We start from the raw sequence: 26896 nt of genomic DNA on the forward strand, positions 1-26896 counted from the left end.
GCACGGACATCCCATGTCGGCACCTCTGCACGTCATCATCCTCGCGGCCGGCGAGGGCAAGCGCATGAAGTCGAGCCTGCCCAAGGTGCTGCAGAAGATCGCGGGCCGGCCGATGCTCGCGCACGTGATCGACAGCGCGCGTGCGCTGGACCCGGCGGGCATCCACGTCGTGTACGGCCATGGAGGTGAAGCGGTGCTGGCCGCATTCACCGGCCAGGACGACCTGACGTGGGCCGAGCAGGAACAGCAGCTGGGCACCGGTCATGCCGTGCAGCAGGCGATGCCCAACGTGCCGCAGGACGCGCGCGTGCTGGTGTTGTACGGCGACGTGCCCCTGATCACGCCGGAGACGCTGCAGCGGCTGATGTCCGCGCCGGGCCGGATCGCCGTGCTCGTCGCCGACCTCGCCGACCCCACCGGTTACGGCCGGGTGTTGCGCGACCCTGAGGGCCGTGTCGGCCGCATCGTCGAGCACAAGGATGCCGACGAGGACCAGCGCGGGATCAAGACCGTCAACACCGGCATCATCATTGCCGACGGCGAGCCGCTGCGCCGCTGGCTCGACCACCTGCGCAACGACAACGCGCAGGGCGAGTACTACCTGACCGACGTGTTCGCATCCGCCTCGACCGAGTTCGACGCCGCCGAAATGGTGCACGTCGCCGATCCGATCGAAACCGAGGGCGCCAACGACCCCTGGCAGCTGGCGCAGCTCGAGCGTGCCTTCCAGAAGCGCGCCGCGCGGGCGCTGTGCCTGCAGGGCGCGCGCGTGGCGGATCCGGCGCGTATCGACATTCGAGGCACCGTGACGGTGGGCATGGACGTCGAGATCGATGCCGATGTCGTCTTCGAAGGCGAAGTGAAGCTCGCCGACGGCGTGCGCATCGGCCCGTTCTGCCGGCTCAAGGACGTCACCCTGGGCCCCGGCACGGAGGTGCGCGCGCATTGCGACCTTGACGGTGTCGTCGTCGAAGGCGCGGCGCTGGTCGGCCCGTTCGCACGCCTGCGTCCGGGCACCGTGCTGGCCGATGGCGTGCACATCGGCAACTTCGTCGAGACCAAGAACGCGCGGCTGGGCGTGTCCAGCAAGGCCAACCACCTGGCCTATCTCGGCGATGCCGTGGTCGGCAGTGGCGTCAACATCGGCGCCGGCACCATCACCTGCAACTACGACGGCGTGAACAAGTCGACGACCACCATCGAGGACGGCGCCTTCATCGGCTCCAACTCGTCGCTGGTGGCGCCCGTCACGATCGGGCGCAACGCCACGATTGGCGCGGGTTCGGTGATCACCAAGGACGCGCCTGCCGACAAGCTCAGCGTCGCGCGCGGCAAGCAGGTGTCGGTCGAAGGCTGGCAGCGGCCCGTGAAGCCGCCGAAGTAACCGCGACCGGCGTCAGGCCGGCAGCACCAGCGATACGCACAGCCCGCCGCCGTCGCGATTGAGCAGGGCGATGCGGCCACCGTGGGCTTCGGCGATCTCGCGCGCCAGCGCCAGTCCGAGCCCGGTGCCATGGCGCTTGGTCGAATAGAACGGCAGCAGCGCATTCGCCAGCACCGCTTCGTTCATGCCGCTGCCGCGATCGAGCACATCGACGCGCCAGTATTCGGGCAGGCGGCGCAGCGACAGCGCCACGTCCCCGGCTTTCGACCCGGATTCGTGCGCGTTCTTGAGCAGGTTGATCAGCGCCTGCTCCAGCTGCGCGACGTCGATGCGGGCGATGGCATCCGGTGATTCCGGGCCGTCGTAGGTGAATTCCACCTGCGAGCGCAGCTGCGCGACGAAGCGCGGCCACGGGATCGATTCCAGTCGCGGCGACGGCAGCTTGGCGAAGCGGGCGTAATCGCGGATGAAGCCTTCGAGGTGGCGCGCGCGGTCCTCGATCGTCGCCAGCGCGGTAGGCAGGCGCTCGAGCTGGCCGCGGCGCAGCAGTTCCGCGCCCGAATGCGCGAGCGACGCGATCGGTGCCAGCGAGTTGTTCAACTCGTGGCTGATCACGCGGATCACCTTCTTCCAGGTCTGCACTTCCTGCCGGCGCAGCTCGGCGGTGAGCAGGCGCAGCAGCACCAGTTCGTGGCGGCGGCCGTTGAGGCGGAAGTGGCGGCGGGCGAGGTGGTAGATGTCCTCGTTGTCCGCGTCGCCGACGGTGAACATGCCGTCGCCGCCGCGTTCGAAGGCTTCTCGCAGCGCTTCGGGCGCGTGTTCGAGCAAGGCATCGAAGGTCAGGCCTTCCAGGCGCTTGCCTTCGCCGAGCAGCTTGCGCGCGGCGATGTTGCCCAGGACGATGTGGCGCGACGGATCCACCAGCAGCATCGCCACCGGCGTGTTCTGCACCATGGTGTCGAGCAGCAGCTCGCGCTGCACCAGCGCCTGGCGCTGTTCGCGCAATGCGTCGCCGAGCTCGTTGTGGCTGGCGACCAGCGCGCCCAGGTCGCCGCCGCCATGCCAGGACAGGCCGAAGGCGAAGTCGCCGTCGCGGTAGCTCGCCACGGTGCCGGAGAGTGCGCGGAACAGCGAGTTCATCGGCGCGAAGGCGCGGCGCACGTGGTAGACGAGCAACGGCAGCAGCACCACGGTGACGATCCCGCCCGCCAGCCATGGGTTGCGGATCCAGCGCGATAGCAGCACGGTGAGTGCGACCGCAGCGATCATGTAGAGCAGCGCGATCGCGCTGAACTGCAGGCTCAACGGCAGTCGCTGGCGCAGGTCACGCATGCGCGCGTCCCACTATCGGGCGCGGGGCGGACCGGGGGAGTCCGTGCTGCGTCATGGCCGGTCGATGCCGAGGCGCTCGAGGCGCCGGTACAGGGCCTGTCGCGACAGGCCCAGGTCGCTCGCCGCCTGCGCAACCACGCCGCCGGCACGCGCCAGCGCGGCTTCGATGCTGGCGCGATCGGGTTCATCGCCACCATTGCCTGCGGCCAACGCGCGCGTGGTGGCCGCGGGCAAGCCCAGGTCGGCGACGCCGATCTTCTCACCGCGCGCGAGCAGCGACGCGCGCTGGATGGTGTTGCGAAGCTCGCGCACGTTGCCCGGCCACGCGTGCGCGAGCAGGGCGTGCTCGGCGTCGACGTCGAGCTGTTTGCCGGGCGGCAGGAAATGGCGCGCCAGCGGCAGGATGTCGTCGCTGCGCTGCGCCAGGGGCGGCAGGCGCACTTCGATCGCGTTGAGACGGTAGTACAGGTCCTCGCGGAAATTTCCCGCCGCGATCAGCGCGGACAGGTCGGCGTTGGTCGCGCTGATCACGCGTACCTTCACCGTGCGCTCGCGGTTGCCGCCGAGGCGCTCGAAGCGGCCGGTCTCGAGTACGCGCAGCAGCTTGACCTGTCCGGCGAGCGGCAGGGTGCCGATTTCGTCGAGGAAAAGGGTGCCGCCATCGGCGGCCTCGAACTTGCCTTCGCGCGCGCGGTTGGCGCCGGTGTATGCACCGGCCTCGGCGCCGAACAGTTCGGCTTCGATCAGTTCGCCCGGCAAGGCGCCGCAGTTGAGCGCGACGAAGGGGCCGCTCTTCACCGCCGAATTCGCATGGATGATTTCCGCGTACTTCTCCTTGCCGGCGCCGTTCGGCCCGGTGATCAGCACCGGCAATTCCGAACGCGCCACCTGGCAGGCCAGCGCCAACGCCGCTTCGCTCGCGGGGTCCGCATAGACGAGTCCGCGCAGATCGAACTCTCTTGCCAACGCATCGCGACGGCGGCGCTCGCCGCTGCGGTGGCGAGCGAGCTCCTGTCGTGCCTGCGACAGCTCGAGCAGGTTGTTCACCGTGGCCAGCAGCTTGCGGTCGTCCCAGGGCTTGGCCAGGTAATCGGCGGCACCGGCCTTGACCAGGTCCACCGCCGATTCCAGGTGGGTCCACGCGGTGAGCAGGATCACGGGCAGGTCTGGATGCGCCGCACGGATCTTCGCGAACAGCTCGACCCCTTCCTCGCCCGACGTCGTGTCGGCGTGGAAGTTCATGTCCTGCACCACCAGGTCGATGGGCTCGCGCGCCAGCAGCGCGAGCCCGTCTTCCTGCGTTGTCACCGCACGCGTGTCGATGTCGTGCAGCGAGAACAGGGTTTCCAGGGCCGTGGCTACGGAGGGATTGTCATCAATGACAAGGACGGTAGGCATCGGCACAGATTACCCGTTCGACAGCATGCTGTTCGACTACGCGCTGTTCGACTACACGCTGCGCGTGGCCACCGCGGGCGGCACGGCGGCGGCGCGGCGCGCCGGGCCCAGCACCGACAGCTGGCCCAACGCCCACAGCACCAGCGCTCCGACCGGCAGGTATACAGCCGGCAGTCGCGGGAGTTCGTACGAGCTCATCAGCAACTGGTTGATACCGTAGGCGCCGATCATGCCGATGACGATGCCGAGGGTGGCGAGCAGGAAGTTCTCGGTCTGGAAGTAGCGCAGCACCTGGCCACGGGTCGCGCCCAGTGCTCGGCGCACGCCGATCTGCTTGGTGCGTTGCTGCACCCAGAAACTGGCCAGACCGACGATTCCCAGCGCGGTCACCACCAGCAGCGCGATGCAGACCGCGATCAGCAACCACACCATCGACTGGTCCTGCTGGAAGAACTCGGTGCGGATCTGTTCCTGCGTCTTGTGGTCGAGGATGATGCGGTTGGGGCTGTTCTTCTCCAGTACCTTCACCGCGTCCTTGAGCACGCGCTCGCGCTGGTCAGGTGTAGTGCGCAGCACGTAATAGCCACCGACGTTGTACGGCATGCGCGCGGGCAGCAGCACGGTGTAGTCCGGCACCATGTCCTTGGGGCCGAAGTACGGGCGAACCAGCGTGTCGAACACCCCGATCACCGTGAGCGGCTTTTTGTCGCCGAAATAGAACACCTGTCCGACCGGGTTCTTGCCCGGATACAGCTTGTCGGCCACGGCCTTGGTGATTATCACGGCGCCGGGCATGCCCTGGCTGAAGTCCTTGTCCGGGTCGTAATCGACGTAATCGTCGGGGTTGAAGTTGCGGCCGGCGACGAGCTTGACGCCGAGCGCCTTGCCGAGCTCGCCGCTGTCGAAGTAGGTCGTCGCGTTGATCGTGGATTCGGTCTGATCCGGGGTCAGGGTGATGCCGCTGTTCCACGACGAGTTGCCGAACGGCACCTCGTTGGTCGACGCGGCCGCGGTGACGCCGGGAATCGCGCGCATCGCGGCAAGGTCCTCGCGGGTGAGTGCCGCGGCGTTCTGGTCGGTGCCGATGCCGGTCAGGTTGATCACCACCGCTTCCTGTTCGGCCACGCCACTGGGCATGTCGATGCGGTTGATGCGCTCCCGGATCAGGAACACGGCGTTGCAGATGATCGCGCAGCTCAGCGCGATCTCGAGGACGATCAGTGCGGCGGCCGTCTTGTGCCGGCGCAGTGTCGAGAGAATGGGTCGAAGTTCCATGGCGTGCCTCGATCAGTGAGGAATCATTGGGTCTTGAGCTGGATGGCGGGCGTGACCTGGCACGCGCGCCATGCAGGCAAGGCGCCGGCGAACAGGCTGGCCACGATCGCGAGCGCGAAGGTGGTCAGCAGCATCACCGGGTCGAGGTGGGCGAGCGTGGCGTGTTCGACCGGCTGCTGGCGCACGGCCCACAAGCCGAGGAACGCCAGACCGAGACCCAGTACGCCGCCGACGAGCCCCACGGATACGGCTTCGATCAGGCATTGCATGAAGATGGCGGACCGCGAAGCGCCGAGTGCGCGCCGCACGCCGATCTCGGACGAGCGACGCATGAACTTCGCCAGCAGCAGGCCGACGGTGTTGAGCAGGCACACCAGCAGGAAGCCGAACGCCAGCCACATCTGCAGGTTGACGTCGTCCGGCACCACCTTCTCGTGACGGAGGAAGCCCATCAGGTCGCGCAGCTGCACGTTGTTGGGTCGCTGGAAGCGGCCGGCGGCACGCTGCTGGTCGGAGTAGTTCTCGAGGAAGGCCCGGTAGTCCTTCACTTTCTGCGGGGAGTCCAACTGCACCCAGAACTGGATCCACACGCAGGGCGCGCCGACATCGGTCGAGCTCACGCCGTCAGCGCGATTGTCGTAGCAGTTCATGTTGCCGCTGCGGCCCAGCTTGAGATCGCGCGAGGTCGTGAACGGCAGGAACACCTGCTCGGCCTCGCCATAGCCATGGCGGCTCATGTTGAGGTCGTAGAACTTCGGCACCGGCCGCCACTTGTCGAGCACGCCGACCACGCGGAAGTCGGTGCCGTCCAGGCGCAGGGTTTTGCCGACGCTGTTGCCGCCGCCGAACACTTTTTCGTTGAGCGACCTGGAGATCACCACGTCGCGCGCATGCGCCTCGTCCGCGGCGGCGTCCCAGCCGCTGCCGTACTGGAACGGCACGTCGAACATCGGGAAGAAGTCGGCGCTGGTGTAACGCGAGTCCGCGGCGAACGGCAGCAGGCCGGCGCGCTGCGGCTGCACCGCGACGCCACCACCGGTCATCAGCGCCTGGCGGTCGGCGCGCTTGGCCTTGAGCAGGGCCTCGGCATCCAGGCGCGTGAGCTGGCCCGGCGGATCGCCGCCCGGTCGGTATTCCTCGCGCGTCTGGGGGTCGATCTGCGGGTAGTACAGGTTCTGGCTCTTGCCCGGCAGCGGATCGCCTGAAAGCACGTGGTAGACGGTGAGCGTGGTCATCGCCGCGCCGATGCCGAGCGCAATCGCCAGCACCATCAGGGCGGTGAGCACCTTGTTGCGCCGGAAGCTGCGCAGCGCGAGGTTGAAGTAGTAGCCAAGCATGGGTGCCATGTTCGCGGCCTCAGTTGGATTCGATGGAGGCAGCCAGGTCGCGCGCTCGCATCAAGCTGGACTCGACCGAGATGTCGGTCGCCATGCCGTCGACGATATGCACGTTGCGCTGCGCGCGGGCGGCCAGTTCCGGGTCATGGGTCACCATGACGATGGTGGTGCCCGCGGCGTTGATCTCCTCCAGCAGTTCCATGACGCCACGTGCCATCTGCGAGTCGAGGTTGCCGGTGGGTTCGTCGGCGAGCAGCAGGCGCGGCGTGCCGGCCAGTGCGCGCGCAATCGCGGCGCGCTGTTGCTGTCCGCCGGACAGTTCGGCCGGGTAGTGCTTCATGCGCGAAGCCAGGCCGACCTGCGCCAGCGCCTGCTCGATGCGCTGCTTGCGCTCGGCGGCGTTGAAGCCGCGGTAGCGCAGCGGCACGTCGACGTTGTCGAACAGGTTGAGGTCGGGGATCAGGTTGAAGCTCTGGAAGATGAAGCCGATCTTGTGGTTGCGCAGCTTCGAGCGCGCGTCGTCGGACAGGCCGCGCACGTCCTGGCCGTCGAGCGTGTAGGTGCCGCCGGTGAATTCCTCGAGCAGGCCGGCGATGTTGAGGAAGGTCGTCTTGCCGGAACCGGACGGGCCGGTGACGGCGACGAACTCGCCATCGCGCACATGCAGGTCGAGCGACCGCAGGGCGTGGGTTTCGACGAGCTCGGTGCGATAGACCTTGGTGACGGCTTGCATGTGCAGCATGGCGGGGTTTCCTTTTGTGGTTCTTTGATCGGTTTACGGAGTGCGTTCAACGCACGCGGAAGTCGGGGAGTTCGTTGCTGCCCGCGTAGCCGCGGCGCCAGCCGCGCGGGGCGGCGACGATGAAGGGGTTGTTGGCCGCGGAGGGGGCGACGGTGAACTCGATGAGGCCCAGGGCGATCCGGTCGGACAGGCGCAGCGGCACGGCATCGGCCAGGTCCAGTGCGGACCAGTTCTGCGGGAACGAATGACGGGGATAGGCAGAGTCGGTACTCATGATCATTCTCCAGTGATGCGGACACGTTCGGTTTCGCCGAAGCCGTCGGCGCCGGATACCACGATGCGGTCCCCTTCTTTCGCGCCGCCGAGGATCTCGACGGCACTCAGGCTGCTGGCCCCGGTGTGGAGCGGGCGCTTCACCGCGCTGCTGCCGTCCATCACGTAGGCGCTGTTGCCGCCACCCTGTTCGAGGAAGGGGCCGCGTTCGACCATCAGCACGTTGCGGCGCGTGTCGAGCAGGATGCGCGCGCTCATGCGCTGGTTCTGGCGCAGGCCGGGCGGCTGCTGGCTCTTGAAGCGGAGGCGGCCGGTGACTTCACCGTTCACCACTTCCGGCGACACCGCGGAGATTTCCGCCGCGAGCGTGCCGGTGGGGCCGGTGACCTGCGCGGGCATGCCGATGGCGAGGTCGCGGGCGAAGCTCTCGGGCACCTTGATCTCGACCTCGAACACGCCCAGGTCGACCACGCTCAACACGGGCGCGTTGATCGCGACGTTCTGGCGCTGCGCCACCATGACCTGGCCGACCTGGCCGGCGAAGGGCGCGCGCAGCGTGAGCGCGTCGACCTGGCGCTGCAGTTCGGTCACGACCGCGCGCTGGCGATCGGCGAGCAGGCGCTTGTTGCGCATGTCGAGGCCGGCACCCTGGCCGAGCAGTCCATAGTCGTTGCGGGCGCTGGCGAGGCCGAGGTCGGCCTTTTTCAGCGTGTCCTGCGAGCGCGCCACGTCGATCTGCGCGACCGCGCCGCCTTCGAAGGCGCGCTGGTTGCGCTCGAGGTCGCGCTGCGCGGCCTGGCGGTCGATCTGCGCCTGGTCGAGCAGCTTGCGCGCGTTCGAGCGCGTGATCTGCGCATCGAGCACGGCGCGGCTGGCTTCGGCTTCGAGGCCGGCGAGGGCGGCCTGTTCCTGGGCGAGCCTGCTGCGCAGCTCGGGGCTGTCGATTTCGGCCAGCGCCTGCTCCGGCGCCACCTTGTCGCCCGCCACGACCTTGAGCGTGACCGTGCCGCCGGCGATGGCGTACAGGGTCGGGCTGTTGGCCGCGATCACGCGGCCCTCGGCGGAGATGTCGCGGACCAGGTCGCCGCGGGTGACGGCGGCGATGCGCAGGCGCGAGGCGTCGAAGGAATGCGCCCCGGCGGTCCAGCCCGACAGCAGCCAGCCGACCACGACCACCAGGCCGGCCACGCCCGCGCCCGCATACAGCCACTGGCGGCGGCGCAGCGACAGCGTCCGTGCGGAAGCGGCGGAATCGCCGTGGAGGGGCCGGTCCTGGCCGGAGGTGTCGCGGATGCTCATGGGTACGGTTCTGGGAGTAGGGCGCTACCCCTATTACGCAGAACGCGTGCCAATCGTAAGTATATGATTTGAAAGGATGTCAGCCCGGGTCCGGGTGTCCGTTCGGACAGCGGCGTGTCCGCGCGGACACGCCGCCGCGGCGCCGGCTCGAAGTCATGCGCGCGAGGTCTGTGTGTGAAATCCGCGCGCGGCGGCCTCACACGCTTTCGCTAAACTGCGGGCCAATCAACGCGAGACTCCCCCTCCATGTGCGGAATTGTTGGTGCGATCGCCGATCGCGATGTGGTTCCCGTCCTGATCGAAGGCCTCAAGCGCCTCGAATACCGTGGCTACGACTCGGCCGGGATAGCGGTCGTCACGGACCCCGGCGGCGGTAGCGAGGTGCGCCGGGTCCGCCGCACCGGCCGCGTGGCCGAAATGGAAACCGCCGCGCAGGCCGAGCAGTTCAGCGCCCACCTGGGCATCGGCCACACGCGTTGGGCCACCCACGGCGGCGTCACCGAGGCCAATGCGCACCCGCACATCAGCCACGGCGTGGCCCTGGTGCACAACGGCATCATCGAGAACCACGAGGAACAGCGCGAACGCCTGCGCCTGTTGGGCTACGTCTTCGAATCGCAGACCGATACCGAAGTCATCGCCCATCTCATCCACCATCACCTGAAGAGCGGCCTCGACCTGCTGGGCGCGCTGCAGCATGCGGTGCGCGAGCTGCATGGCGCCTACGCGCTGGCGGTGGTGAGCCGCAAGGAGCCGGGCCGCCTGGTTGCCGCGCGCATGGGCTGCCCGCTGCTGGTGGGACTGGGTGAAGGCGAGAACTTCGTCGCCAGCGACGTGTCCGCCATCATCCAGGCCACGCGCCGGGTGATCTTCCTCGAGGAAGGCGATACCGCGGCGATCACGCGCGAGACGGTGCGCGTGTTCGACGCGGAGGGTGCGGCGATCGAGCGCGACGTGCACGTGTCCGACGTGTCGCTGGCCTCGCTGGAACTCGGCCCGTACCGCCACTTCATGCAGAAGGAAATCCACGAGCAGCCGCGCGCCATCGCCGACACCATCGAAGCGGTGATGGATAACGGCGGCTTCTCGGCCGAACTGTTCGGCGACAACGCGCAATCCGTGCTCGCCGACATCGAAGGCGTGCAGATCCTCGCCTGCGGCACCAGCTACTACGCCGGCCTGACCGCCCGCTACTGGATCGAGGCCATCACCGGCCTGCCGTGCGCGGTCGACATCGCCAGCGAGTACCGCTATCGCCGCGTCGTCGCCAACCCGAAGCAGCTGGTGGTCACCATCTCGCAGTCGGGCGAAACGCTCGACACGATGGAGGCGCTCAAGTACGCCAAGTCGCTCGGCCACGACCGGACGCTGTCGATCTGCAACGTGCCCGAGAGCGCGATCCCGCGCGCCAGCCGGCTCGTGTACTACACCCGCGCCGGTGCCGAGATCGGCGTGGCTTCGACCAAGGCCTTCACCACCCAGCTGGTCGCACTGTTCACGCTGACCTGCACCATCGCCAAGCTGCGCGGCCAGCTCGATGCCGCGCAGGAAGCCGACCATCTCGACTCCCTGCGCCAGCTTCCGGGCAGCGTGCAGCATGCGCTCAACCTCGAACCGCAGATCACGGGCTGGTCGGACCGCTTCGCGCCCAAGCAGCACGCGCTGTTCCTCGGTCGCGGCATGCACTACCCGATCGCGCTGGAAGGCGCGTTGAAGCTCAAGGAGATCTCCTACATCCATGCCGAGGCCTATCCGGCCGGCGAGCTCAAGCACGGTCCGCTCGCGCTGGTCGACAGCGAGATGCCGGTGGTGGTGATCGCGCCGAACGACGCCCTGCTGGAAAAGGTGAAGTCCAACATCCAGGAAGTGCGCGCGCGCGGCGGCGAGATGTTCGTGTTCACCGACGCCGACAGCCAGTTCGGCGAATCCGAAGGCGTGCACGTGATCCGCACGCCGCGCCATGTCGGCGTCCTCTCGCCGATCGTGCACGCGATCCCGGTGCAGCTGCTGGCCTACCACGCCGCGCTCGCCCGCGGCACCGACGTCGACAAGCCGCGCAACCTGGCGAAATCGGTGACCGTGGAGTGAGAAAGAAAAAGCCCGGAAATTCCGGGCTTTTTTCTGCATCCGGGTTTGCGCCTCAGGCGCTTGGGTTGTCGCCGAGCCGGCGATAGAAGCGCACGATGAGTTCCTCGATGCCGAGCATCGCCACGACGACGACGATGATCGCGATGAGGCCATGGAACGGGCCGCCGAAACTCACCGCGTCCCCGAAGGCCATGTCGAGCGCCTCGAGGATCACGAACTTGGAACCGAAAATCACCAGCCACGCGCAGAAGAAGCGCATGAACCGCGCCCACTTGCCCTTGCGCGCATTGAAGTAGGCGGCCACCCGATGCTCGACGGCGATGGTCGCGCGCAGCAGGATCTGCAGCAGGATCGCGGCGAGCAGCGAGATCGTGAACGACTCGATCGTGACCCAGCTCCAGTACTCCTCGAACAGATTCAGGATGACGAGGTCGACGAGCACCGCGGTGAAGTACCGCATGAACAGTCGTTGCCGGTTGGAATAGGCCTGCGGCGCCACATCGTCGGGGGCGAGATCCATGGGGTTCTCCTCGAGAGTGGGCCGGGGGAGTGCGGACACTTTCGACCTGACCGAAGTGGGCCGGGCCAAGGAGCACGGTAGTGCCCGGGTCAGCGGGTTCCAATTGGCCGTTGGGCCCATCGGGTCCAGCAGGCGGCTATTCGCCCGGCTGCCGGGCGTGCAGGCGCAGCGGGGCGAGCGTGGAACCGGTTATGTCGGGACGTTACGGCAGCCTGCCGGCGCCCTGGTGCAGCTCAGTCTTCGCTGCCTATCGCACTGTGGTCATAGGACGAGTCACCCGCGTCGGCATCGCCAGCCGAATCGAGGTCGTGGTCGTCCGTGCCCATGGCCTCGTCGGGACCGCGCGAGCTCATGGTCGTGGTCACCGGCCCGGCGGCGGGGCGGTTGCGTGGCGGCGGCAGCAGCGCGGTGGCGGCATCGGCGGCGAGGATGAGTTGCTGGCGCCGCTCCTCGGGCACTTCCTGCCAGTGGCAGTCGAGCAGGGCGCCTTCGATCGCATAAAGCAGGTTGAGACCCGGTTTGAAGCCGGCGCGCTTGACGCGCATGAAGGCTTCGACCGTGCCCACGGCCGTGAGGTCTTCGAGCGAGCGCAGGCCAACCTGGCGCAGCCAGGCGGCACTCTTGGGTCCGATGTTGCGCATCTTCACTGCGGTCATGCGAGCGACTCCACGAAGGCCTGCGCGATGGCTTCAAGGCCGAGCTGGTCTTCGGCGTCGAAGCGGTCGGGTTCCGGGCTGTCCAGATCGAATACGCCTACCAGCTCGTTGCCAAGCAGCAACGGCACCACGACTTCCGAACGCGACGCGGCATCGCAGGCGATATGGCCGGGGAAGGCATGCACGTCGGCGACGCGCTGCGTCTGCCGCGTGGTCGCGGCCGCGCCGCACACACCCTTGTCGAGCGGAATGCGGATGCAGGCCGGCAGGCCCTGGAACGGGCCAACCACCAGTTCCTTGCCGTCGAAGAAGTAGAAGCCGACCCAGTTGAGCGCCGGCAGCGCGTTATAGACCAGCGCCGAGACGTTGGCGGCGTTGGCGACGCGGTCGCGCTCGCCAAACATCAGTCCGCGCGCCTGCTCCAGCAGCTGCGCGTACTGCTGCTGCTTGCTGCCGCTGAGCTGGGTGGCGGTGAAGGTCATGGCCGCAGTGTAACAGCGGCCCGCAGTCGAGTGCCCCGGCGGTATCAATGACGCCGCGCCGGCGGCTGATAACGGCAAATCACCGTGCTTCATGCGCTGCCGCAGACTCGCAGCAGGACAGCGCCTCACGCTTCGCCTGCCCCTGCACTAGGATGCCGGCCATGACCCTGCATTCCTGCTACATCACCGGCACCGATACCGGCATCGGCAAGTCGATCGCCAGCGCCGCGCTGCTGCATGCGCTGCGTGCACGTGGCCTGCGTGCCGTGGGCATGAAGCCGGTGGCGAGCGGCTGCGAAGACAGGGGCGAGGGCTGGCGCAACGAGGATGCCCTCGCGTTGCAGCAGGCCAGCGATCCGGTCCCGGCCTACGCCGACGTCAATCCCTATGCGCTGCCACAGCCGCTGGCGCCGGAGCTGGCAGCGGCCGACGCGGGCGTGTCGATCGAGCTGGCGACGATCATTGCTGCGCACGCGCGGCTCGCGGCGCAGGCGGATGCGGTGGTGGTCGAAGGCGTGGGCGGCTGGGCCGCGCCGCTGACGGCAACGATCGACCAGGTCGAGGTGGTGCGTGCCCTGCAGCTGCCGGTGGTGATGGTCGTCGGCCTGCGCCTGGGCTGCATCAACCACGCACGGCTGACGGCGTGCGCGATCGCGGCGGACGGCGCGAACCTCGTCGGCTGGATCGCCAACGGCATCGATCCGGGGATGGCACGCGCCGACGACAACTTCGCCATCCTGCAGCGCGTGCTGCCGGTGGCGTGCTGGGGACGGCTGCCGCATGCGCCCGTGCCGGATGCGCGGGCGATGTCGCGCTACCTGACCCTGCCGGGCTGACGCTGGCTCGCTGAAAGCAGAACGGGCGCATCGCTGCGCCCGTTCTGGTGGTCGGGTGTCGTCTCAGCCGGCGTCGGGTGTCGGCGGCAACGACGGTTCCGTACCCGTCCCCGCTTCCGCCTGCCTTGCGCGGCGCGCGTTGTGGTCCTGGGCCAGGTACAGGTAGAACGCCGGCAGCACGAACAGGGTGAACATCGTGCCGATCAGCATGCCTGCCGCGATCACCAGGCCCATAGAGAAGCGCGCGGCGGCGCCTGCGCCGCTGGCGATCAGCAACGGCATCATCGCGAAGACCAGGGCCGCGGTGGTCATCAGCACCGGGCGCAGGCGGATGCCGGCGGCCTGCTCGATGGCGTCGCGCTTGCTCAGGCCCTGCTCGATCTGCAGCTTGTTGGCGAACTCCACGATCAGGATGCCGTGCTTGGAGATAACGCCGACGAGTGTCACCAGCCCGACCTGGGTGTAGATGTTGATGCTCATGCCGGGGAAGCCCGCCATCCCCATGGCGCCGAGGATGCCGTTGAGGATCGCCAGTATGTTGAGCACCAGCAGCGCGCCGCAGATCGCCATCGGAACGGTCAGCAACATGATGATCGCGTCGCGGAAGCTCTCGAACTGCGCCGACAGCACCAGGAAGATCACGATGATCGCCAGGGCCAGCGTCAGCAGCATCGCCTGCCCCTCCTGCTTGAACTGGCGCGACTCGCCGGCGTAGTCGACGCTGTAGCCCTGCGGCAGCACCTGCTTCGCCGCGTTCTCCAGGATCGACAGTGCCTCACCCTTGCTCACGCCCGGGCGCGGCGCGAACGTGATCGACACCGCGTTGAGCTGCTGGAAACGCTTGAGCTGCTCTGGCTGTGCGGACTCCTTGAGCGTGACAATGGTCGACAGCGGGATCAGGTCGCCGTCCTTGGTGCGGGTGTAATAGTTGGTGAGGTCGGTGGCGTTGAGGCGGTCGCTGCGCTGCACCTGCGGGATCACGCGGTAGGAACGGTTCTGCAGCGCGAAGCGGTTGGAATAGGCGCCCGACAGCATCGCCGACATGTCCGCCGACAGCGTGCGCATGTCGATGCCCAGCAGCGCCGCCTTGTCGCGGTCGATCTGCACTTCCACGCGCGGCTTGTCGATCTTCAGGTCCTTGTCGAGGAAGATGAAGCGCTTGCTCTCGCGTGCCTTGGTCAGCACGGCGTCGGCAAGCTCCTGCAGCTGCGTCAACGAACCAGTGCCGCCGATCACGAACTCGCCGCCGCCACCGCCGCCACCGGCGCTGGGCAGCGCGGGCGGCACCTGCGCGAACACGTTGAGGCCGGTGATCTTCGACAGCCCCGGCTGGATCGTCTGGTCCAGCACCTGCTGGGTGGAGCGGTTGCGCTCGCCCCACGGCTTCAGCACGAAGCCGGCGATGGCGGTGTTGGTGCCGGCGCCACCGTTGATGAGGAAGAAGTTCTCGTTCTCCGGCGTGTTCTTGCCGATCTTGGTGAGCTCTTCGGTGTAACGCTCCACATAGTCGAGCGTGGACGCCGGGTCGGCCGACGAGAACGAGAAAATGAAGCCCTGGTCTTCCGCTGGTGCCGGTTCCTGCGGCGAACCCCGGTACAGGAAGACGCAGGAGATGAAGACGAGTGCGCCGAAGACCGCGATGACCGCCTTCGTGGAGAGCGCGCTGTGCAGGCGGTGCTCGTAGCTGCCGCGCAGCTTCTCGAACTGGTTGTCGAGCCACGTCTCCAGCTTGCCCTTGCCGGTGCCATGCTCGTGTGCCTTGAGGATCTTGGCGCACATCATCGGCGTCAGGGTGAGCGCGATCACGCCTGACAGCAGCACGGCGCCGGCCAGGGTGAAGGCGAACTCGGTGAACAGCACGCCGGTCAGGCCGCCCTGGAAGCCGATCGGGATGTACACCGCGACGAGCGTGGTGGTCATCGCCACTACTGGCCATGCCAGTTCGCGTGCGCCGCGTATCGCCGCATCGAAGGGTTTCATCCCTTCCTCGATATGCCGGTGCACGTTCTCCAGCACGATGATCGCGTCGTCCACCACGATGCCAATCGCGAGCACCATCGCCAGCAGGGTCAGAAGGTTGATGGTGAAGCCCATCAGCAGCATCAGGAACAACGAGCCGATCAGCGACAGTGGCACGGTCACCGCGGGGATCAACACGCTGCGGAAGCTGCCCAGGAACAGGTAGATCACCACGATCACGATCAGCACCGCCTCGACGATGGTGTGGATCACCTCGTTGATGGCGTCGTCGATGTACTTGGTGCTGTCGTAGGGGACGCTGGCGCTCAGGCCCTCAGGCAGCTGCGGCTTGATGTCCCGGTCGAGGGTCTCGCGCACCTGCTTGATCACGTCGAGCGAGTTGGCATCGGGCGCGACGAAGATGCCCATGAATGTCGCCGAGCGGCCGTTCATCGACACCGACGAACCGTAGCTTTCCGAACCCAATACCACGTCGGCGATGTCGCCCAGGCGCACGATCGCGCCGTCCTGCGAGCGGATCACCAGCTGCTTGAACTCCTCGGGCGTGCGCAGGTCGGTGCGCGCCGTGAGGTCGATGGAGACCATCTGGCCCTTGGTTTGGCCCAGTGCGGACAGCACGTTGTTGGACTGCAGGGCGTTGAAGACGTCGCTCGCGGTGACCTTGAGCGCGGTCATGCGGTCCGGCTTCATCCATACGCGCATGGCGAAGGTGCCGCTGCCGATGACCTCGGCACGCTGCACGCCGGGGATGGTCGCGAGCTTGGGTTCGACCGCGCGCGCCAGGTAGTCGGTGATCTGGTTGTTGTCGAGCAGGGTGCTGTCGAACGACAGGTACATCGCCGCGATCTGTTCGCCCTGCTGCAGTTCGATCACCGGGTCTTCAGACTCCGGCGGCAGTTGTCCGCGTAGCTTGTTGACCTTGGCGGCGATCTCGGTGAGGGCCTCGTTCGCGTTGCGGTCCAGGCGGATGTAGGCCTGGATGGAGGACGAGCCGGCGGTGCTGTTGGACACCAGGTAGTCGATGCCTTCGGCGCTGGCGATTTCGCGCTCGAGCGGCGTGGTGATGAAGCCCTGGATCAGGTCGGCGTCGGCACCGAAGTACGTGGTGCTGACGTTGATGACGGCATTCTGCAGCTCGGGGTACTGGCGCACGTTCAATGACGTGCTTGCCCGCAGTCCCAGCAGCAGGATGAACAGGCTGACGACGAGCGCCAGCACGGGTTTCTTGATGAAGATGTCGGTGAATTTCATCGTGCGGCCTTGGTGGGGTGGCGCTACGTGTTGCCGTCACTCCGCGCACTGCGCGGCGCGACGGCGAGAAGGGTGCTCAGCGGTTGACCGGCGTCGGCGACTTTTCCGACGTGGGCAGCACGGAGTTGTTGATGATCACCGTGGCGTCGTTGCGCAGCTTGAGCAGGCCGCTGGTGGCGACGCGTTCGCCGGGCTTGAGGCCTTCCGTGATGGCGATGAGGTCGCCGTGCGTGGCCCCCGTCTTCACGAAGCGCTGCTTGACCACCAGCGCCGGTCCCGGCGGCTTGCCCTCGGGCTTGTCTTGCGCGGGATCGGCCTTGGCCGGCGCCGGTGCCTGCGTGATCACGTACACCGAATTGCCGTAAGGATTGAAGCTGATCGCGGTCTGCGGGATCACCACCACGCGCTGTTCGCTGCCCTGGTCGAAGGAGACGCGGGCGAACGTACCGGGGCGCAGGGCGTTGTCCGGATTGCGCAGCGTCGCCTGCACCTGGAAGTTGCGCGTCTGCGGATCGACCTGCGGCTCGACCGAGGTGATCGTGCCTTCGAAATTCCGCCCCGGCATCGCGTCCACCTGCACGCTCACCACCGAACCCTGGCGGATGGCCGGCAGGCGCTGTTCGGGCAGGGTGAAGTTGAGGTAGATCGGATCCAGCTGCTGCAGGCTGACCAGTTCGGCGCCCGGCTCCACGTACTGGCCGAGGTTGACCTTGCGGATGCCGAGCACGCCCGAGAAGGGCGCGCGGATGGTCTTGCGCGCGACCAGCGCGCGCTGCGCGTCGACCTGCGCACGCGCGGTGGCGGCGTCGGCGGCGCGCTTGTCGGCTTCATCGCGCGAGACCAGCTTGGTCTGGGCGAGCTCGTAGTAGCGGTCGCTCTGGGTCGCGGTCAGGCGCGCGGTGGCCTCCAGCGACTTCAGCGTCGCCACTTCGGTCGAGGCATTGAGTTGCAGCAGTACCGCGCCGGCCTTGACCTGGTCGCCGGGCTTGAAATGGATCTCGCTGATCACGCCGGGCGATTCGGTGGTCACCTGGGTACCGTTGACCGCAACCATGGTGCCGACGCCCTGCACCGTGTCGTGCCAGGTCTGCGCCTGCGCGACGCCGGCGCTGATCGTCGCCGGCGGCTGCGGCATGTTGTCGAAGTACTTGTTGGTCTGCGCGGCGAAAAAGGCCTTGACGCCGAATACCAGGCCGAACACCAGGCCGGTGATCAGCAGCATCCAGAACATGCGCTTCTTGCTCGAGGGTTCGCGCGTTGCAGACGTGCGCGGAGAATCGTGCCTGGCCATTACGTTGCTTCCTTGTAGGAGTGCGTTGCGCCGCCGAGTGGCGGAGAAGGTGAATCGAAGACCTCGCGGCTGATGCGCGCCAGTTGCGCGTCGATCGCCGCCTCGTCCGATACGTCAAACAGCGGCCGCCAGCCGTAGCCGTTGAGCAGGTGCTGCAGGTGTTTGATCAGCAGGCGGTAGGGCTCGCCGGCATCGTGGCGTTCGAGCACGCCTTCGGCATGGACCAAAGTATGCATGCCCATGCACAGGGTCCATGGGCCGATGGTCAGGGTCTCCGGGGTGAGGCCGGTATTCGCGGGCAGGTCGCCCAGGCGAACGGCGTCGGTGGCGATGCCCTCGATCAAGACTCCGATCGGCGCACTGGTTTCGAGCGAACGCTGCCGTGTCTTCGCCGATGCGGCATGCCAGATCACGTCAGTGAAGACGTATTGCGCGAGACGGAAGAATTCCGGTTGCGCGCGGATCATCATCAGGTCGGCGATGGCGATGGCGAGCATGCGTTCGCGGGTGGGACCGGTCCACTTCGCCGCGCGTTCGAACAACTCCACGCGGCTCATGCAGTCACGCGTGGCCAGCGTGACCAGCAGGTCCTCCTTGCTGGCGAAGTGCTGGTACAGGGTGCCTACCGCGTAGTCGCACTCTTCGGCGATCCGCGACATCTGCAGGCTCAGCAGCCCGTCGCGCTGGATCAGGCCCTGCGCGCAGTCGAGGAAGCGTTGTTCGCGCGCGGAGAGTTCGCGCTGGCGGCGTTCCTTGGTGCCCATGGGCGGGGGAGGGGTGGGGGCAGGCGGGGGTTACTAATTTTGAACTTGATTCAAATTTTGAGCAAATGGCTAATTTTGGCGACAGGCAACAAAAAACCCGGTAGCGGGGGCCACCGGGTTCGTTGTTCCACTGGGGGAGTGGAGAGAGAGACGGTTGCGGCTTACTTGGCCTTGGCGGCCTTGGCGACCTTGTCGGCGGCTTCTTCGACCGTGGCCTGGGTCTTGGCGACGACGGTTTCCAGCTGCGACTTGGTGATCTGGCCGATGGCCTCGTTGGCCTTCAGGGTACGGCCGTAGACTTCCTGGCCGACGGCGACGGTGCGCTCGACGTTCTCGCGGGCGACCTGCACGCCCTTCGGCAGCAGAGTCTTGAGGGCGTCGAGATCGCGGGCCTGGGCAGCTTCACCGAAGAAGGCGAAGGTGGCGTTGGCGCGCTCTTCGATCGCGCTGACCTGCAGGCCGAACAGGGCCTGGGCGTTCTCGAGGGCGATGCGGTTGATCTGGGCGGCCGTGTCCGCGAACTGGCGCGAGGCGGCGGCAAACTGTTCGTTGAACTGGTACATGGCGGCTCCTGTGGGGACTGCGGATCCAGCGGTTGCCGGATTGGTGCGGTGCAGCATACCGGGGCAATTGTTGCAATGCAACAACAAGCGTATGACAGCGACCCCGGATTCAGGATCCTTTTAGGAAACAAGGGGTTGTGCGGCCATGCCGGCCGCGGCGCGCTGGCTTAGGGCCCGCGGTAGCGGCAGCCGGACGTGCAGGTCTCGTGCACCACCACTTCGTCCAGCAGGGGCAACGTGGGCTTCAGGCGCTCCCAGATCCAGACTGCCAGGCGCTCGCTGGTCGGGTTGTCCAGGCCGGGGATGTCGTTGAGGTAGTGGTGGTCCAATTGGTCGTACAGCGGCTGGAAGGCCGTCTTTACGTCGGCGAAGTCCATCACCCAGCCGGTCTCCGGGCCGATCTCGCCGCGCAGGCGGACCTCCACCCGGAACGAATGCCCGTGCAGGCGCGCGCACTTGTGGCCTTCGGGCACGTTGGGCAGCCGGTGCGCGGCTTCGAGCGTAAAGACCTTGAAGATATCCATGCCGCCATTCTACTGGCCCGCGGATGACTCGAACCGGCCCCCGGATGACTCGAACCAACGACACCATCGATGCCGCGCCCGCGGCCAGCGATGGCGAACCACTGGCTGTTCATCTAGCGACGACCCCAAACCCACCCGCGCCAAGCTCCACACGAGCCCGCTTTGTCAATGCTTACGCCGCAGCGGATGCGTTGCCACAATCGGCCCTGCATTCCCGCAGCAACGATGCCGAACAACGCAATGCCCGAGATTTCCCCGCAGCTCGCCCGCCAGATCGCTTCCACCATCGCCGCCGAGATCGGCGCGCAGTCCGCCCAGGCCCAGGCCGCCATCGCCCTGCTGGATGAAGGCGCCACGGTTCCCTTCATCGCGCGCTACCGCAAGGAAGTCACCGGCGGCCTCGACGACACCCAGCTGCGCAACCTCGAGACGCGCCTGACCTATCTGCGCGAGCTGGAAGACCGCCGCGCCGCGGTGCTGGCGAGCATCGACGAGCAGGGCAAGCTGAGCGACGAACTACGCGCGGAGATCCTGGGTGCCGACAGCAAGTCGCGCCTGGAAGACCTGTACCTGCCGTACAAGCCCAAGCGCCGCACCAAGGCACAGATCGCGCGCGAAGCCGGCCTCGAGCCGCTGGCGGACGGACTGCTCGGCGATCCGACGCGCACGCCGGAGGAATTCGCGATTACTTTCATCGATGCCGAGAAGGGCGTGGCCGACACCAAGGCCGCGCTCGACGGTGCCCGCGCGATCCTGATGGAGCGCTGGGGCGAAGATGCCGCGCTCGTGGGCGAGTTGCGCAACTGGCTGCACGAGGTCGGCGTGATCCGTGCGCGCGTCGCCGAAGGCAAGGAGAACGAAGGCGCCAAGTACCGCGACTACTTCGAACACAGCGAATCGCTGGCGAAGATTCCCTCGCATCGCCTGCTCGCGCTGTTCCGCGCGCGCCGCGAGGAAATCCTGTTTCTCGACCTGGATCCCGGCGCCGACGCGGACGCCGGTCACGTGCTCGCCGAAGGCCGCGTCGCCCACCACGCCGGCGTGAAGGCGCAGGGCCGTCCCGCCGACAAGTGGCTGCAGGACAGCTGCCGCCTCACCTGGAAGGCGAAGCTGCACCTGCACCTGCTGCTCGACCTGTTCGCACAGGCGCGCGAGAAGGCTGAAGCCGAAGCCATCGATGTGTTCGGCAACAATCTCAAGGACCTGCTGCTCGCCGCGCCTGCCGGCCGCAAGGCCGTGCTCGGCCTCGATCCGGGCCTCCGCACGGGCGTGAAAGTCGCCGTGGTCGACAACACCGGCAAGCTCGTGGCCACCGACACCATCTACCCGCACGAGCCGCGCAGGCAGTGGGACCAGTCCTTGCACACCCTGCGCGCGCTGTGCGCGAAGCACGGCGTCGAACTGATCTCGATCGGCAACGGCACCGCCTCGCGCGAGACCGACAAGCTCGCCGGCGACCTCATCAAGCTCGCGCCTGAGTTGAAGATGCAGAAGATCGTCGTGTCCGAAGCCGGCGCGTCGGTGTACTCGGCATCCGAATTCGCCGCCAAGGAGTTCCCGAACCTGGACGTGTCGATCCGCGGCGCGGTGTCGATCGCGCGCCGCCTGCAGGATCCGCTCGCCGAACTGGTGAAGATCGAACCCAAGGCGATTGGCGTCGGCCAGTACCAGCACGACGTCGATCAGTTCCGCCTGGCGCGCGCGCTCGACGCCAGGGTCGAGGACTGCGTGAACGCCGTCGGCGTCGACGTGAACACCGCATCGGCCGCCTTGCTCACGCGCGTGTCGGGCCTTTCGTCGACGGTGGCGGAGAACATCGTCGTCTACCGCGACCAGAACGGCGCCTTCAGGAGCCGCAAGGAGCTGTTGAAGGTGCCGCGCCTGGGCGACAAGACCTTCGAGCAGTGCGCCGGCTTCCTGCGCATCGCCGGTGGCGAGCAGCCGCTCGACAGCTCCTCCGTGCACCCCGAGGCGTACCCCGTCGTCGAACGCATCCTCAAGCAGTGCGGCCGTGAAGTGAAGCAGCTGATCGGCGACGCCGCGCTGCTGCGCGGCCTCAAGGCCGAGCAGTTCACCGACGACAAGTTCGGCGTGCCGACGGTGCGCGACATCCTCAAGGAACTGGAGAAGCCAGGCCGCGATCCGCGCCCCGAGTTCAAGGCCGCGCGCTTCGCCGACGGCGTCGAAGAGATCCGAGACCTCAAGGTCGGCATGATCCTGGAAGGCGTGATCAGCAACGTCGCCGCATTCGGCGCTTTCGTCGACATCGGCGTGCACCAGGACGGCCTGATCCACATCTCCGCGCTGTCCGACACCTACGTGAAGGACCCGCGCGACGTGGTGAAGGCGGGCGACATCGTCAAGGTGCGCGTGCTCGAGGTCGACATCGCGCGCAAGCGCATCGCGTTGACGCGCAGGCTCGACGATGCGGCGCCGGCGCCGCGCGAACCGCGTGGCAACGATCGCGATGCACGCGGCGGCAATGCCGCGCGCAGCGGCGGACGGGATGGCAACCGCGGTCCGGCACCGCGCCCGCAGGCACCGGCACCAGCACCGGCCAACAACGCACTGGCGGCGGCATTCGCGCGCGCCAAGAACGGCAGCTGAGTAACAAGAGCACGCCCGCCGGTGCGGAACCGGCGGGCGCTGTTCCATGATCGTTGCGACGCTTGCCCGCATCGATCGCCGTGGGCATCGCGCGCGCTGCGCAACCTCGAACCCTTTTGATCCCGTCCGCTCCCGTGAATTCGGTCCGCGCGCTCAGTCGCGTTGGCGGAAGGCCTTGCGCCATTCGCGTGGCGCCGTGCCGAATTCGGCGCTGAACCAGCGCGTGAACGAACTGGGCGCGGAAAAGCCCAGCAACCGGCCGACCACCTGCAGCGAGTAGCGCCGGTTTTCCATGTAGCGCAGCGCCAGTTCGGTGCGCACCGAATTCAAAGTGTTGGAGAAGGTTTCGTCGGCTTCCTCGAGCCGGCGCTGCAGCGTGCGCACATTCATGCCGCGGCCGCGCGCCACCTGCTCGATGGTCGCCTGTCCCATCGGCATCAGGATGTAGAGATCCTTGCGCACATCGGTGGCAATGGAGTTCCGGTCGGGCGCCGGCAGCGATTCCACCAGGCGCTTGACGTAGACGGCCATGGCCGGATCGGCGGACGGGTTGGGGAAATTGAGGTCGGTGGCATCGCAGACGATGCCATTGAACTCGCGGTCGAACTCCAGGGCGCAGCGGAACACGCGGCGGTGGACCAGCAGGTTCTCGGGCGCGCCATGGGTGAAGTTCACGCTGTGCGGTTTCCAGTGCGGACCCAGCAGGGCGCCGCACAGGCGATACAGGGCGCCGAGCGCGAGTTCGGTGGCCTGGCGCGAGGACGTGCCCGCGTCGGGCACGAATTCCTCGCGGATCACCACGGTGCGGCCGCTTTCCTCGACGTGGATGGCCAGCAACTCGTTGAGCAGATGGCGGTACTGCATGGTCGCGACCAGGGCGTCGCGCAGGGTCGGCTGGTGGATCAGCAGCAGGCTGACCACGCCGAAGTCCGACAACTGCCGCGACTCGGCCATGCGCAGGCCGAAGGTGTCGCAGTCGCCCAGGCGCGCGGAGTCTTCCAGCAGCCTGACGGCGGCGGCGGCCGGAATGCGCCGGTCGGGGTCGGCCAGCATGGTCCGGCTCAGGCCGGCCGCGTGCAGCAGCGGCTGGGGATTGAGGCCGAGCTCCTGCGCCACCTCGAAATAGTTCTTCAGCGTGGCCGCGCGAATGAGGCTGCTCATGAACGGGTCCGGCGTCGGGGGGGTGTCATGAAATGAAAAGTCATTGTCGCCGTTTGGCAAGAGTTGCGCACCCCGCCTGCCTACAGTCGAAGCCGTTCGCCTCCCTGCGGAGGCCGCGACTCCGGTTCCGTTTGAGAGGTTTGAAAGACTGCCATGGCCCACGCTGTTCGATTCCATGAGGCCGGTGGCCCCGAGGTCCTGCGCTACGAGCCCGTCGAGGTCGGCCAGCCGGGGCCGGGTCAGGTGCGGCTGCGGCATGTCGCGGTCGGCCTGAACTACGCCGACACCTATTTCCGCAACGGCACCTATCCGATCCCGCTGCCGGCGGGCATCGGGGTCGAGGCGGCCGGAGTGGTGCAGGCGGTGGGGCCGGGTGTCGACCAGGTCGTGGTCGGCGACCGCGTGACCTATACCGGCTTCGTCAACACGTTGGGCGCGTACAGCACCGAACGCCTGGTGCCGGCGGCGCCGCTGATCCGGTTGCCCGAGGCCATCGCCTGCGAGACCGCCGCCGCCATGACCATGCGTGGCCTGACCGCGGCCTACCTGCTGCGCCGCATCTATCCGTTCCGCGCCGGCGACTCGATCCTGCTGCACGCCGCCGCCGGCGGCGTCGGCCTGATCGTCGCGCAGTGGGCAAGGCTGCTGGGCCTGACCGTGATCGGCACGGTCTCGACCGAGGCCAAGGCGGAAATCGCCCGCGCCCACGGCTGCGACCACGTCATCAATTACAGCCACGAGGATGTCGCCGCGCGCGTGCGCGAGCTGACCGGCGGCGTGGGCGTGTCGGTGGTGTTCGACAGCGTCGGCAAGACCACGTTCGAAGCCTCGCTCGATTCGTTGAAGCGACGTGGCCTGATGGTCTGCGTCGGCACCGCCTCGGGCCCGATCCCGCCGTTCAACCCGCAGCTCCTGGCGATGAAGGGCTCGCTCTACCTGACCCGCCCGGCGCTGGCCGATTACATCGCAGACCCCCTCGACAAGGCCGAGCTGGCCGCCGAACTGTTCGACCACGTCGCCGCCGGCCGCCTGCGCATCGAGATCAACCAGCGCTACGCGCTGGAGGACGCGGTGCAGGCGCATCGCGACCTGGAATCGCGCAAGACCACCGGCTCGTCGATCTTCGTCATCTGAGGCCCGACATGCGCGTCGAATCATTGACCTGCGCCATCGGCGCCGAACTGTCCGGCGTCAAGCTGGCCGAGGCCATCCACGACGACGGCCTGTTCCAGGCGCTGCGCGCGCTGCTGGTCCGGCACAAGGTGCTGTTCCTGCGCGACCAGGACATCACCCGCGCCGAGCACGTCGCCTTCGCGCGCCGCTTCGGTGCGCTCGAGGATCACCCGGTGGCCGGCAGCGATCCGGATCATCCGGGGCTGGTGCGCATCTACAAGTCGCCGGAGCAGCCTAACGATCGTTACGAGAACGCCTGGCACACCGATGCCACCTGGCGCGTGGCGCCGCCGTTCGGTTGCGTGCTGCGCTGCGTGGAATGCCCGCCGACGGGCGGCGACACGATGTGGGCGAACATGGTGCTCGCCTACGAGAGGCTGCCGGAGCACATCAAGCAGCAGATCGCTGGCCTGCGTGCGCGGCACAGCATCGAGGCCAGCTTCGGCGCCGCCATGCCGATCGAGAAGCGCCTCGCCCTGAAGGCGCAGTTTCCCGATGCCGAGCACCCGGTGGTGCGCACGCATCCGGATACCGGCGAGAAGATCCTGTTCGTCAATGCGTTCGCCACGCACTTCACCAATTTCCACACGCCCGACAACGTGCGTTATGGCCAGGACTACGCCCCGGGTGCGCAGCACCTGATGCAGTACCTGATCAGCCAGGCCCATGTCCCCGAGTACCAGGTGCGCTGGCGGTGGACGCCGGGCAGCGTTGCCATCTGGGACAACCGCAGCACCCAGCACTACGCGGTGATGGATTACCCGCCCTGCCATCGAAAGATGGAACGGGCCGGAATCATCGGCGACGTTCCCTACTGACCACCTGACCGCCGAGCCGATATCGCCTCGTCCGCACCACGGAGAAAACCATGAATTTCCTCGACGGATCGCTGTTCCCCGAGAACCAGCAGAAACTCGTAATCACCGCCGCGCCCTACGGCCCGGAGTGGATGCCGTCCGACTTTCCGGAAGATCTTCCGGTCACGATGGAGGAACACATCCAGAAAGCGGTCGACTGCTACAACGCCGGCGCCACCGTGTTGCACACGCACGTGCGCGAACTCGACGGCAAGGGATCCAAGCGCCTGTCGATGTTCAACGAGCTTATCGCCGGCATTCGCGCCCGCGTGCCCGAGCTGATCATCCAGATCGGCGGCTCGATCTCGTTCGCGCCGGAAGGCGAAGGCAACGTGGCCAAGTGGCTGTCCGACGACACCCGGCACATGCTGGCGGAACTGACGCCGAAGCCGGACCAGGTAACCCTGGCCATCAACACCAACCAGATGAACGTGGTCGAACAGATGTGCGAGGCCGATCTCGCCGGCACCAGCCTGGGCACGCCGGAGGGTTATCGCGCCTACCGCGAGATGACGATTCCCGCCGGTCCGGAATGGGTCGAGGAACACATCCGCCGCTTGTCCGCGAACGGCATCCAGACCCACTTCCAGCTCGCCAACATCACCCAGCTCGAGACCGTCGAGCGCATGATGCGCAAAGGCACCTGCAACGTGCCGCTGATCCTGACCTGGGTAGCCATCGGTGGCGGCTTCGATGCGCCGAACATCTACAACCTGGCCAATTTCGTGCGCGGTTGCCCGGATGGTTCGGTGCTGACGCTGGAGTCGTCGATGCTCAACGTGCTGCCGGTGAACATGATGGCGATCGCGATGGGCCTGCACGTGCGCTGCGGCAACGAGGACAACATCTGGACCCAGCGCCGCGACGGCAAGATGAGCAGCGTCGCGCAGATCGAGCAGCTGGTGCGGATCTCGCGCGAATTCGGCCGCGACATCGCCACCGCCGACGAAGCGCGCGCGATCTACAAGATTGGCACGTTCTACAAGGATGCAGACGAGACGCTGGCGGCGAACGGCTTCGCGCCGAACCGCAAGCCGTTCTGGAAGGGCGTGCCGCTGCCCGCATCGCAGTCCGAGCCGCAGCCGGCCTGAGCCCCGAATACG

General features: G+C 67.2%; 23 protein-coding genes. 7 read left to right on the plus strand and 16 right to left on the minus strand.

What is annotated here, in order from left to right:
* Positions 1 to 13: 13 nt before the first annotated feature.
* Entirely contained in the window at positions 14 to 1384 is a 1371-nt protein-coding gene (gene glmU / locus ACYVGE_RS08175) for a bifunctional UDP-N-acetylglucosamine diphosphorylase/glucosamine-1-phosphate N-acetyltransferase GlmU (RefSeq protein ID WP_460728818.1), read from the plus strand.
* 12 nt (positions 1385 to 1396) lie between these two features.
* On the opposite strand, the gene ACYVGE_RS08180 is transcribed toward glmU, so the two are convergent.
* The 7 genes from ACYVGE_RS08180 to ACYVGE_RS08210 are packed head-to-tail and all read right to left on the minus strand — an operon-like array spanning position 1397 to position 9040.
* Positions 1397 to 2716, minus strand: coding sequence for a sensor histidine kinase (locus tag ACYVGE_RS08180; protein ID WP_460728820.1), 1320 nt, complete (start codon positions 2714 to 2716; stop codon positions 1397 to 1399).
* A 51-nt stretch (positions 2717 to 2767) separates the two neighbouring features.
* A complete protein-coding gene (locus ACYVGE_RS08185) occupies positions 2768 to 4114 on the minus strand; it encodes a sigma-54-dependent transcriptional regulator (RefSeq protein ID WP_460728821.1) in 1347 nt (448 codons plus the stop codon).
* A 51-nt stretch (positions 4115 to 4165) separates the two neighbouring features.
* A complete protein-coding gene (locus tag ACYVGE_RS08190; RefSeq protein ID WP_460728823.1) occupies positions 4166 to 5389 on the minus strand; it encodes an ABC transporter permease in 1224 nt (407 codons plus the stop codon).
* 23 nt (positions 5390 to 5412) lie between these two features.
* Positions 5413 to 6726 (minus strand): ABC transporter permease, encoded by a 1314-nt coding sequence (locus ACYVGE_RS08195; RefSeq protein ID WP_460729125.1) that lies wholly within the window; start codon positions 6724 to 6726, stop codon positions 5413 to 5415.
* Positions 6727 to 6745: 19 nt separating this feature from the next.
* Complete coding sequence (locus ACYVGE_RS08200) at positions 6746 to 7468, minus strand: ABC transporter ATP-binding protein (RefSeq protein WP_457096796.1); 723 nt, start codon at positions 7466 to 7468, stop codon at positions 6746 to 6748.
* Between the two features lie 46 nt (positions 7469 to 7514).
* A complete protein-coding gene (locus ACYVGE_RS08205; RefSeq protein WP_460728826.1) occupies positions 7515 to 7742 on the minus strand; it encodes a hypothetical protein in 228 nt (75 codons plus the stop codon).
* A 2-nt stretch (positions 7743 to 7744) separates the two neighbouring features.
* Positions 7745 to 9040, minus strand: coding sequence for an efflux RND transporter periplasmic adaptor subunit (locus tag ACYVGE_RS08210; RefSeq protein ID WP_460728828.1), 1296 nt, complete (start codon positions 9038 to 9040; stop codon positions 7745 to 7747).
* Between the two features lie 246 nt (positions 9041 to 9286).
* Between ACYVGE_RS08210 and glmS the strand changes: the two genes are divergently transcribed.
* Positions 9287 to 11128, plus strand: a complete 1842-nt coding sequence (gene glmS, locus ACYVGE_RS08215) for a glutamine--fructose-6-phosphate transaminase (isomerizing) (RefSeq protein WP_460728830.1) — start codon at positions 9287 to 9289, stop codon at positions 11126 to 11128.
* A gap of 52 nt (positions 11129 to 11180) precedes the next feature.
* On the opposite strand, the gene ACYVGE_RS08220 is transcribed toward glmS, so the two are convergent.
* The 3 genes from ACYVGE_RS08220 to ACYVGE_RS08230 all read right to left on the minus strand — a co-directional run bounded on the left by ACYVGE_RS08220 (position 11181) and on the right by ACYVGE_RS08230 (position 12786).
* A complete protein-coding gene (locus ACYVGE_RS08220) occupies positions 11181 to 11648 on the minus strand; it encodes a hypothetical protein (protein WP_460728832.1) in 468 nt (155 codons plus the stop codon).
* A gap of 233 nt (positions 11649 to 11881) precedes the next feature.
* Entirely contained in the window at positions 11882 to 12304 is a 423-nt protein-coding gene (locus ACYVGE_RS08225) for a TfoX/Sxy family protein (RefSeq protein ID WP_460728834.1), read from the minus strand.
* A complete protein-coding gene (locus tag ACYVGE_RS08230) occupies positions 12301 to 12786 on the minus strand; it encodes a GAF domain-containing protein (RefSeq protein ID WP_460728836.1) in 486 nt (161 codons plus the stop codon). Before ACYVGE_RS08230 ends, ACYVGE_RS08225 begins: the two co-directional genes overlap by 4 nt.
* A gap of 161 nt (positions 12787 to 12947) precedes the next feature.
* On the opposite strand from ACYVGE_RS08230, the gene bioD reads away from it, so the two are divergent.
* Positions 12948 to 13622: a dethiobiotin synthase gene (gene bioD / locus ACYVGE_RS08235; RefSeq protein ID WP_460728838.1), complete on the plus strand. Its 675-nt coding sequence runs from the start codon at positions 12948 to 12950 to the stop codon at positions 13620 to 13622.
* Positions 13623 to 13685: 63 nt separating this feature from the next.
* Here the strand turns inward: bioD and ACYVGE_RS08240 are convergent, their stop codons facing one another.
* The 5 genes from ACYVGE_RS08240 to queD form a co-directional block, all read right to left on the minus strand.
* Entirely contained in the window at positions 13686 to 16853 is a 3168-nt protein-coding gene (locus ACYVGE_RS08240) for an efflux RND transporter permease subunit (RefSeq protein ID WP_460728840.1), read from the minus strand.
* A gap of 76 nt (positions 16854 to 16929) precedes the next feature.
* Complete coding sequence (locus tag ACYVGE_RS08245) at positions 16930 to 18144, minus strand: efflux RND transporter periplasmic adaptor subunit (RefSeq protein WP_460728842.1); 1215 nt, start codon at positions 18142 to 18144, stop codon at positions 16930 to 16932.
* Entirely contained in the window at positions 18144 to 18908 is a 765-nt protein-coding gene (locus tag ACYVGE_RS08250) for a TetR/AcrR family transcriptional regulator (RefSeq protein ID WP_460728844.1), read from the minus strand. Before ACYVGE_RS08250 ends, ACYVGE_RS08245 begins: the two co-directional genes overlap by 1 nt.
* A gap of 161 nt (positions 18909 to 19069) precedes the next feature.
* The gene (locus ACYVGE_RS08255) at positions 19070 to 19471 is read right to left on the minus strand and encodes a phasin family protein (RefSeq protein WP_460728846.1); all 402 of its coding nucleotides are present in this window, start codon (positions 19469 to 19471) and stop codon (positions 19070 to 19072) included.
* A gap of 167 nt (positions 19472 to 19638) precedes the next feature.
* Positions 19639 to 19995: a 6-carboxytetrahydropterin synthase QueD gene (gene queD, locus ACYVGE_RS08260; protein WP_460728848.1), complete on the minus strand. Its 357-nt coding sequence runs from the start codon at positions 19993 to 19995 to the stop codon at positions 19639 to 19641.
* 240 nt (positions 19996 to 20235) lie between these two features.
* Here queD and ACYVGE_RS08265 point away from each other — a divergent pair, with 240 nt between their 5' ends.
* A complete protein-coding gene (locus tag ACYVGE_RS08265; RefSeq protein WP_460728850.1) occupies positions 20236 to 22602 on the plus strand; it encodes a Tex family protein in 2367 nt (788 codons plus the stop codon).
* A gap of 153 nt (positions 22603 to 22755) precedes the next feature.
* Here ACYVGE_RS08265 and ACYVGE_RS08270 read toward each other — a convergent pair whose 3' ends face one another.
* A complete protein-coding gene (locus tag ACYVGE_RS08270) occupies positions 22756 to 23763 on the minus strand; it encodes an AraC family transcriptional regulator (protein ID WP_460728852.1) in 1008 nt (335 codons plus the stop codon).
* Between the two features lie 153 nt (positions 23764 to 23916).
* Between ACYVGE_RS08270 and ACYVGE_RS08275 the strand changes: the two genes are divergently transcribed.
* Genes ACYVGE_RS08275 through ACYVGE_RS08285 form a run of 3 tightly spaced genes read left to right on the plus strand, consistent with a single transcriptional unit; the run spans position 23917 to position 26884 of the window.
* Entirely contained in the window at positions 23917 to 24897 is a 981-nt protein-coding gene (locus ACYVGE_RS08275) for a quinone oxidoreductase family protein (RefSeq protein ID WP_310055572.1), read from the plus strand.
* An 8-nt stretch (positions 24898 to 24905) separates the two neighbouring features.
* Complete coding sequence (locus tag ACYVGE_RS08280) at positions 24906 to 25754, plus strand: TauD/TfdA dioxygenase family protein (RefSeq protein ID WP_460728854.1); 849 nt, start codon at positions 24906 to 24908, stop codon at positions 25752 to 25754.
* 50 nt (positions 25755 to 25804) lie between these two features.
* Positions 25805 to 26884 carry a beta-keto acid cleavage family enzyme gene (locus ACYVGE_RS08285; protein ID WP_460728856.1) on the plus strand — a complete coding sequence of 360 codons (1080 nt, stop codon included), beginning with the start codon at positions 25805 to 25807 and terminating at the stop codon, positions 26882 to 26884.
* Positions 26885 to 26896 lie beyond the last annotated feature (12 nt).

The sequence above is a fragment of the Lysobacter rhizosphaerae genome (assembly GCF_054779795.1).

Excerpts from the sequence above, each read along its gene's own strand:
- glmU (WP_460728818.1), top strand. The coding sequence starts at position 14 with ATGTCGGCACCTCTGCACGTCATCATCCTCGCGGCCGGCGAGGGCAAG.
- ACYVGE_RS08180 (WP_460728820.1), bottom strand. The coding sequence starts at position 2,716 with ATGCGTGACCTGCGCCAGCGACTGCCGTTGAGCCTGCAGTTCAGCGCG.
- ACYVGE_RS08185 (WP_460728821.1), bottom strand. The coding sequence starts at position 4,114 with ATGCCTACCGTCCTTGTCATTGATGACAATCCCTCCGTAGCCACGGCC.
- ACYVGE_RS08190 (WP_460728823.1), bottom strand. The coding sequence starts at position 5,389 with ATGGAACTTCGACCCATTCTCTCGACACTGCGCCGGCACAAGACGGCC.
- ACYVGE_RS08195 (WP_460729125.1), bottom strand. The coding sequence starts at position 6,726 with ATGCTTGGCTACTACTTCAACCTCGCGCTGCGCAGCTTCCGGCGCAAC.
- ACYVGE_RS08200 (WP_457096796.1), bottom strand. The coding sequence starts at position 7,468 with ATGCTGCACATGCAAGCCGTCACCAAGGTCTATCGCACCGAGCTCGTC.
- ACYVGE_RS08205 (WP_460728826.1), bottom strand. The coding sequence starts at position 7,742 with ATGAGTACCGACTCTGCCTATCCCCGTCATTCGTTCCCGCAGAACTGG.
- ACYVGE_RS08210 (WP_460728828.1), bottom strand. The coding sequence starts at position 9,040 with ATGAGCATCCGCGACACCTCCGGCCAGGACCGGCCCCTCCACGGCGAT.
- glmS (WP_460728830.1), top strand. The coding sequence starts at position 9,287 with ATGTGCGGAATTGTTGGTGCGATCGCCGATCGCGATGTGGTTCCCGTC.
- ACYVGE_RS08220 (WP_460728832.1), bottom strand. The coding sequence starts at position 11,648 with ATGGATCTCGCCCCCGACGATGTGGCGCCGCAGGCCTATTCCAACCGG.
- ACYVGE_RS08225 (WP_460728834.1), bottom strand. The coding sequence starts at position 12,304 with ATGACCGCAGTGAAGATGCGCAACATCGGACCCAAGAGTGCCGCCTGG.
- ACYVGE_RS08230 (WP_460728836.1), bottom strand. The coding sequence starts at position 12,786 with ATGACCTTCACCGCCACCCAGCTCAGCGGCAGCAAGCAGCAGCAGTAC.
- bioD (WP_460728838.1), top strand. The coding sequence starts at position 12,948 with ATGACCCTGCATTCCTGCTACATCACCGGCACCGATACCGGCATCGGC.
- ACYVGE_RS08240 (WP_460728840.1), bottom strand. The coding sequence starts at position 16,853 with ATGAAATTCACCGACATCTTCATCAAGAAACCCGTGCTGGCGCTCGTC.
- ACYVGE_RS08245 (WP_460728842.1), bottom strand. The coding sequence starts at position 18,144 with ATGGCCAGGCACGATTCTCCGCGCACGTCTGCAACGCGCGAACCCTCG.
- ACYVGE_RS08250 (WP_460728844.1), bottom strand. The coding sequence starts at position 18,908 with ATGGGCACCAAGGAACGCCGCCAGCGCGAACTCTCCGCGCGCGAACAA.
- ACYVGE_RS08255 (WP_460728846.1), bottom strand. The coding sequence starts at position 19,471 with ATGTACCAGTTCAACGAACAGTTTGCCGCCGCCTCGCGCCAGTTCGCG.
- queD (WP_460728848.1), bottom strand. The coding sequence starts at position 19,995 with ATGGATATCTTCAAGGTCTTTACGCTCGAAGCCGCGCACCGGCTGCCC.
- ACYVGE_RS08265 (WP_460728850.1), top strand. The coding sequence starts at position 20,236 with ATGCCCGAGATTTCCCCGCAGCTCGCCCGCCAGATCGCTTCCACCATC.
- ACYVGE_RS08270 (WP_460728852.1), bottom strand. The coding sequence starts at position 23,763 with ATGAGCAGCCTCATTCGCGCGGCCACGCTGAAGAACTATTTCGAGGTG.
- ACYVGE_RS08275 (WP_310055572.1), top strand. The coding sequence starts at position 23,917 with ATGGCCCACGCTGTTCGATTCCATGAGGCCGGTGGCCCCGAGGTCCTG.
- ACYVGE_RS08280 (WP_460728854.1), top strand. The coding sequence starts at position 24,906 with ATGCGCGTCGAATCATTGACCTGCGCCATCGGCGCCGAACTGTCCGGC.
- ACYVGE_RS08285 (WP_460728856.1), top strand. The coding sequence starts at position 25,805 with ATGAATTTCCTCGACGGATCGCTGTTCCCCGAGAACCAGCAGAAACTC.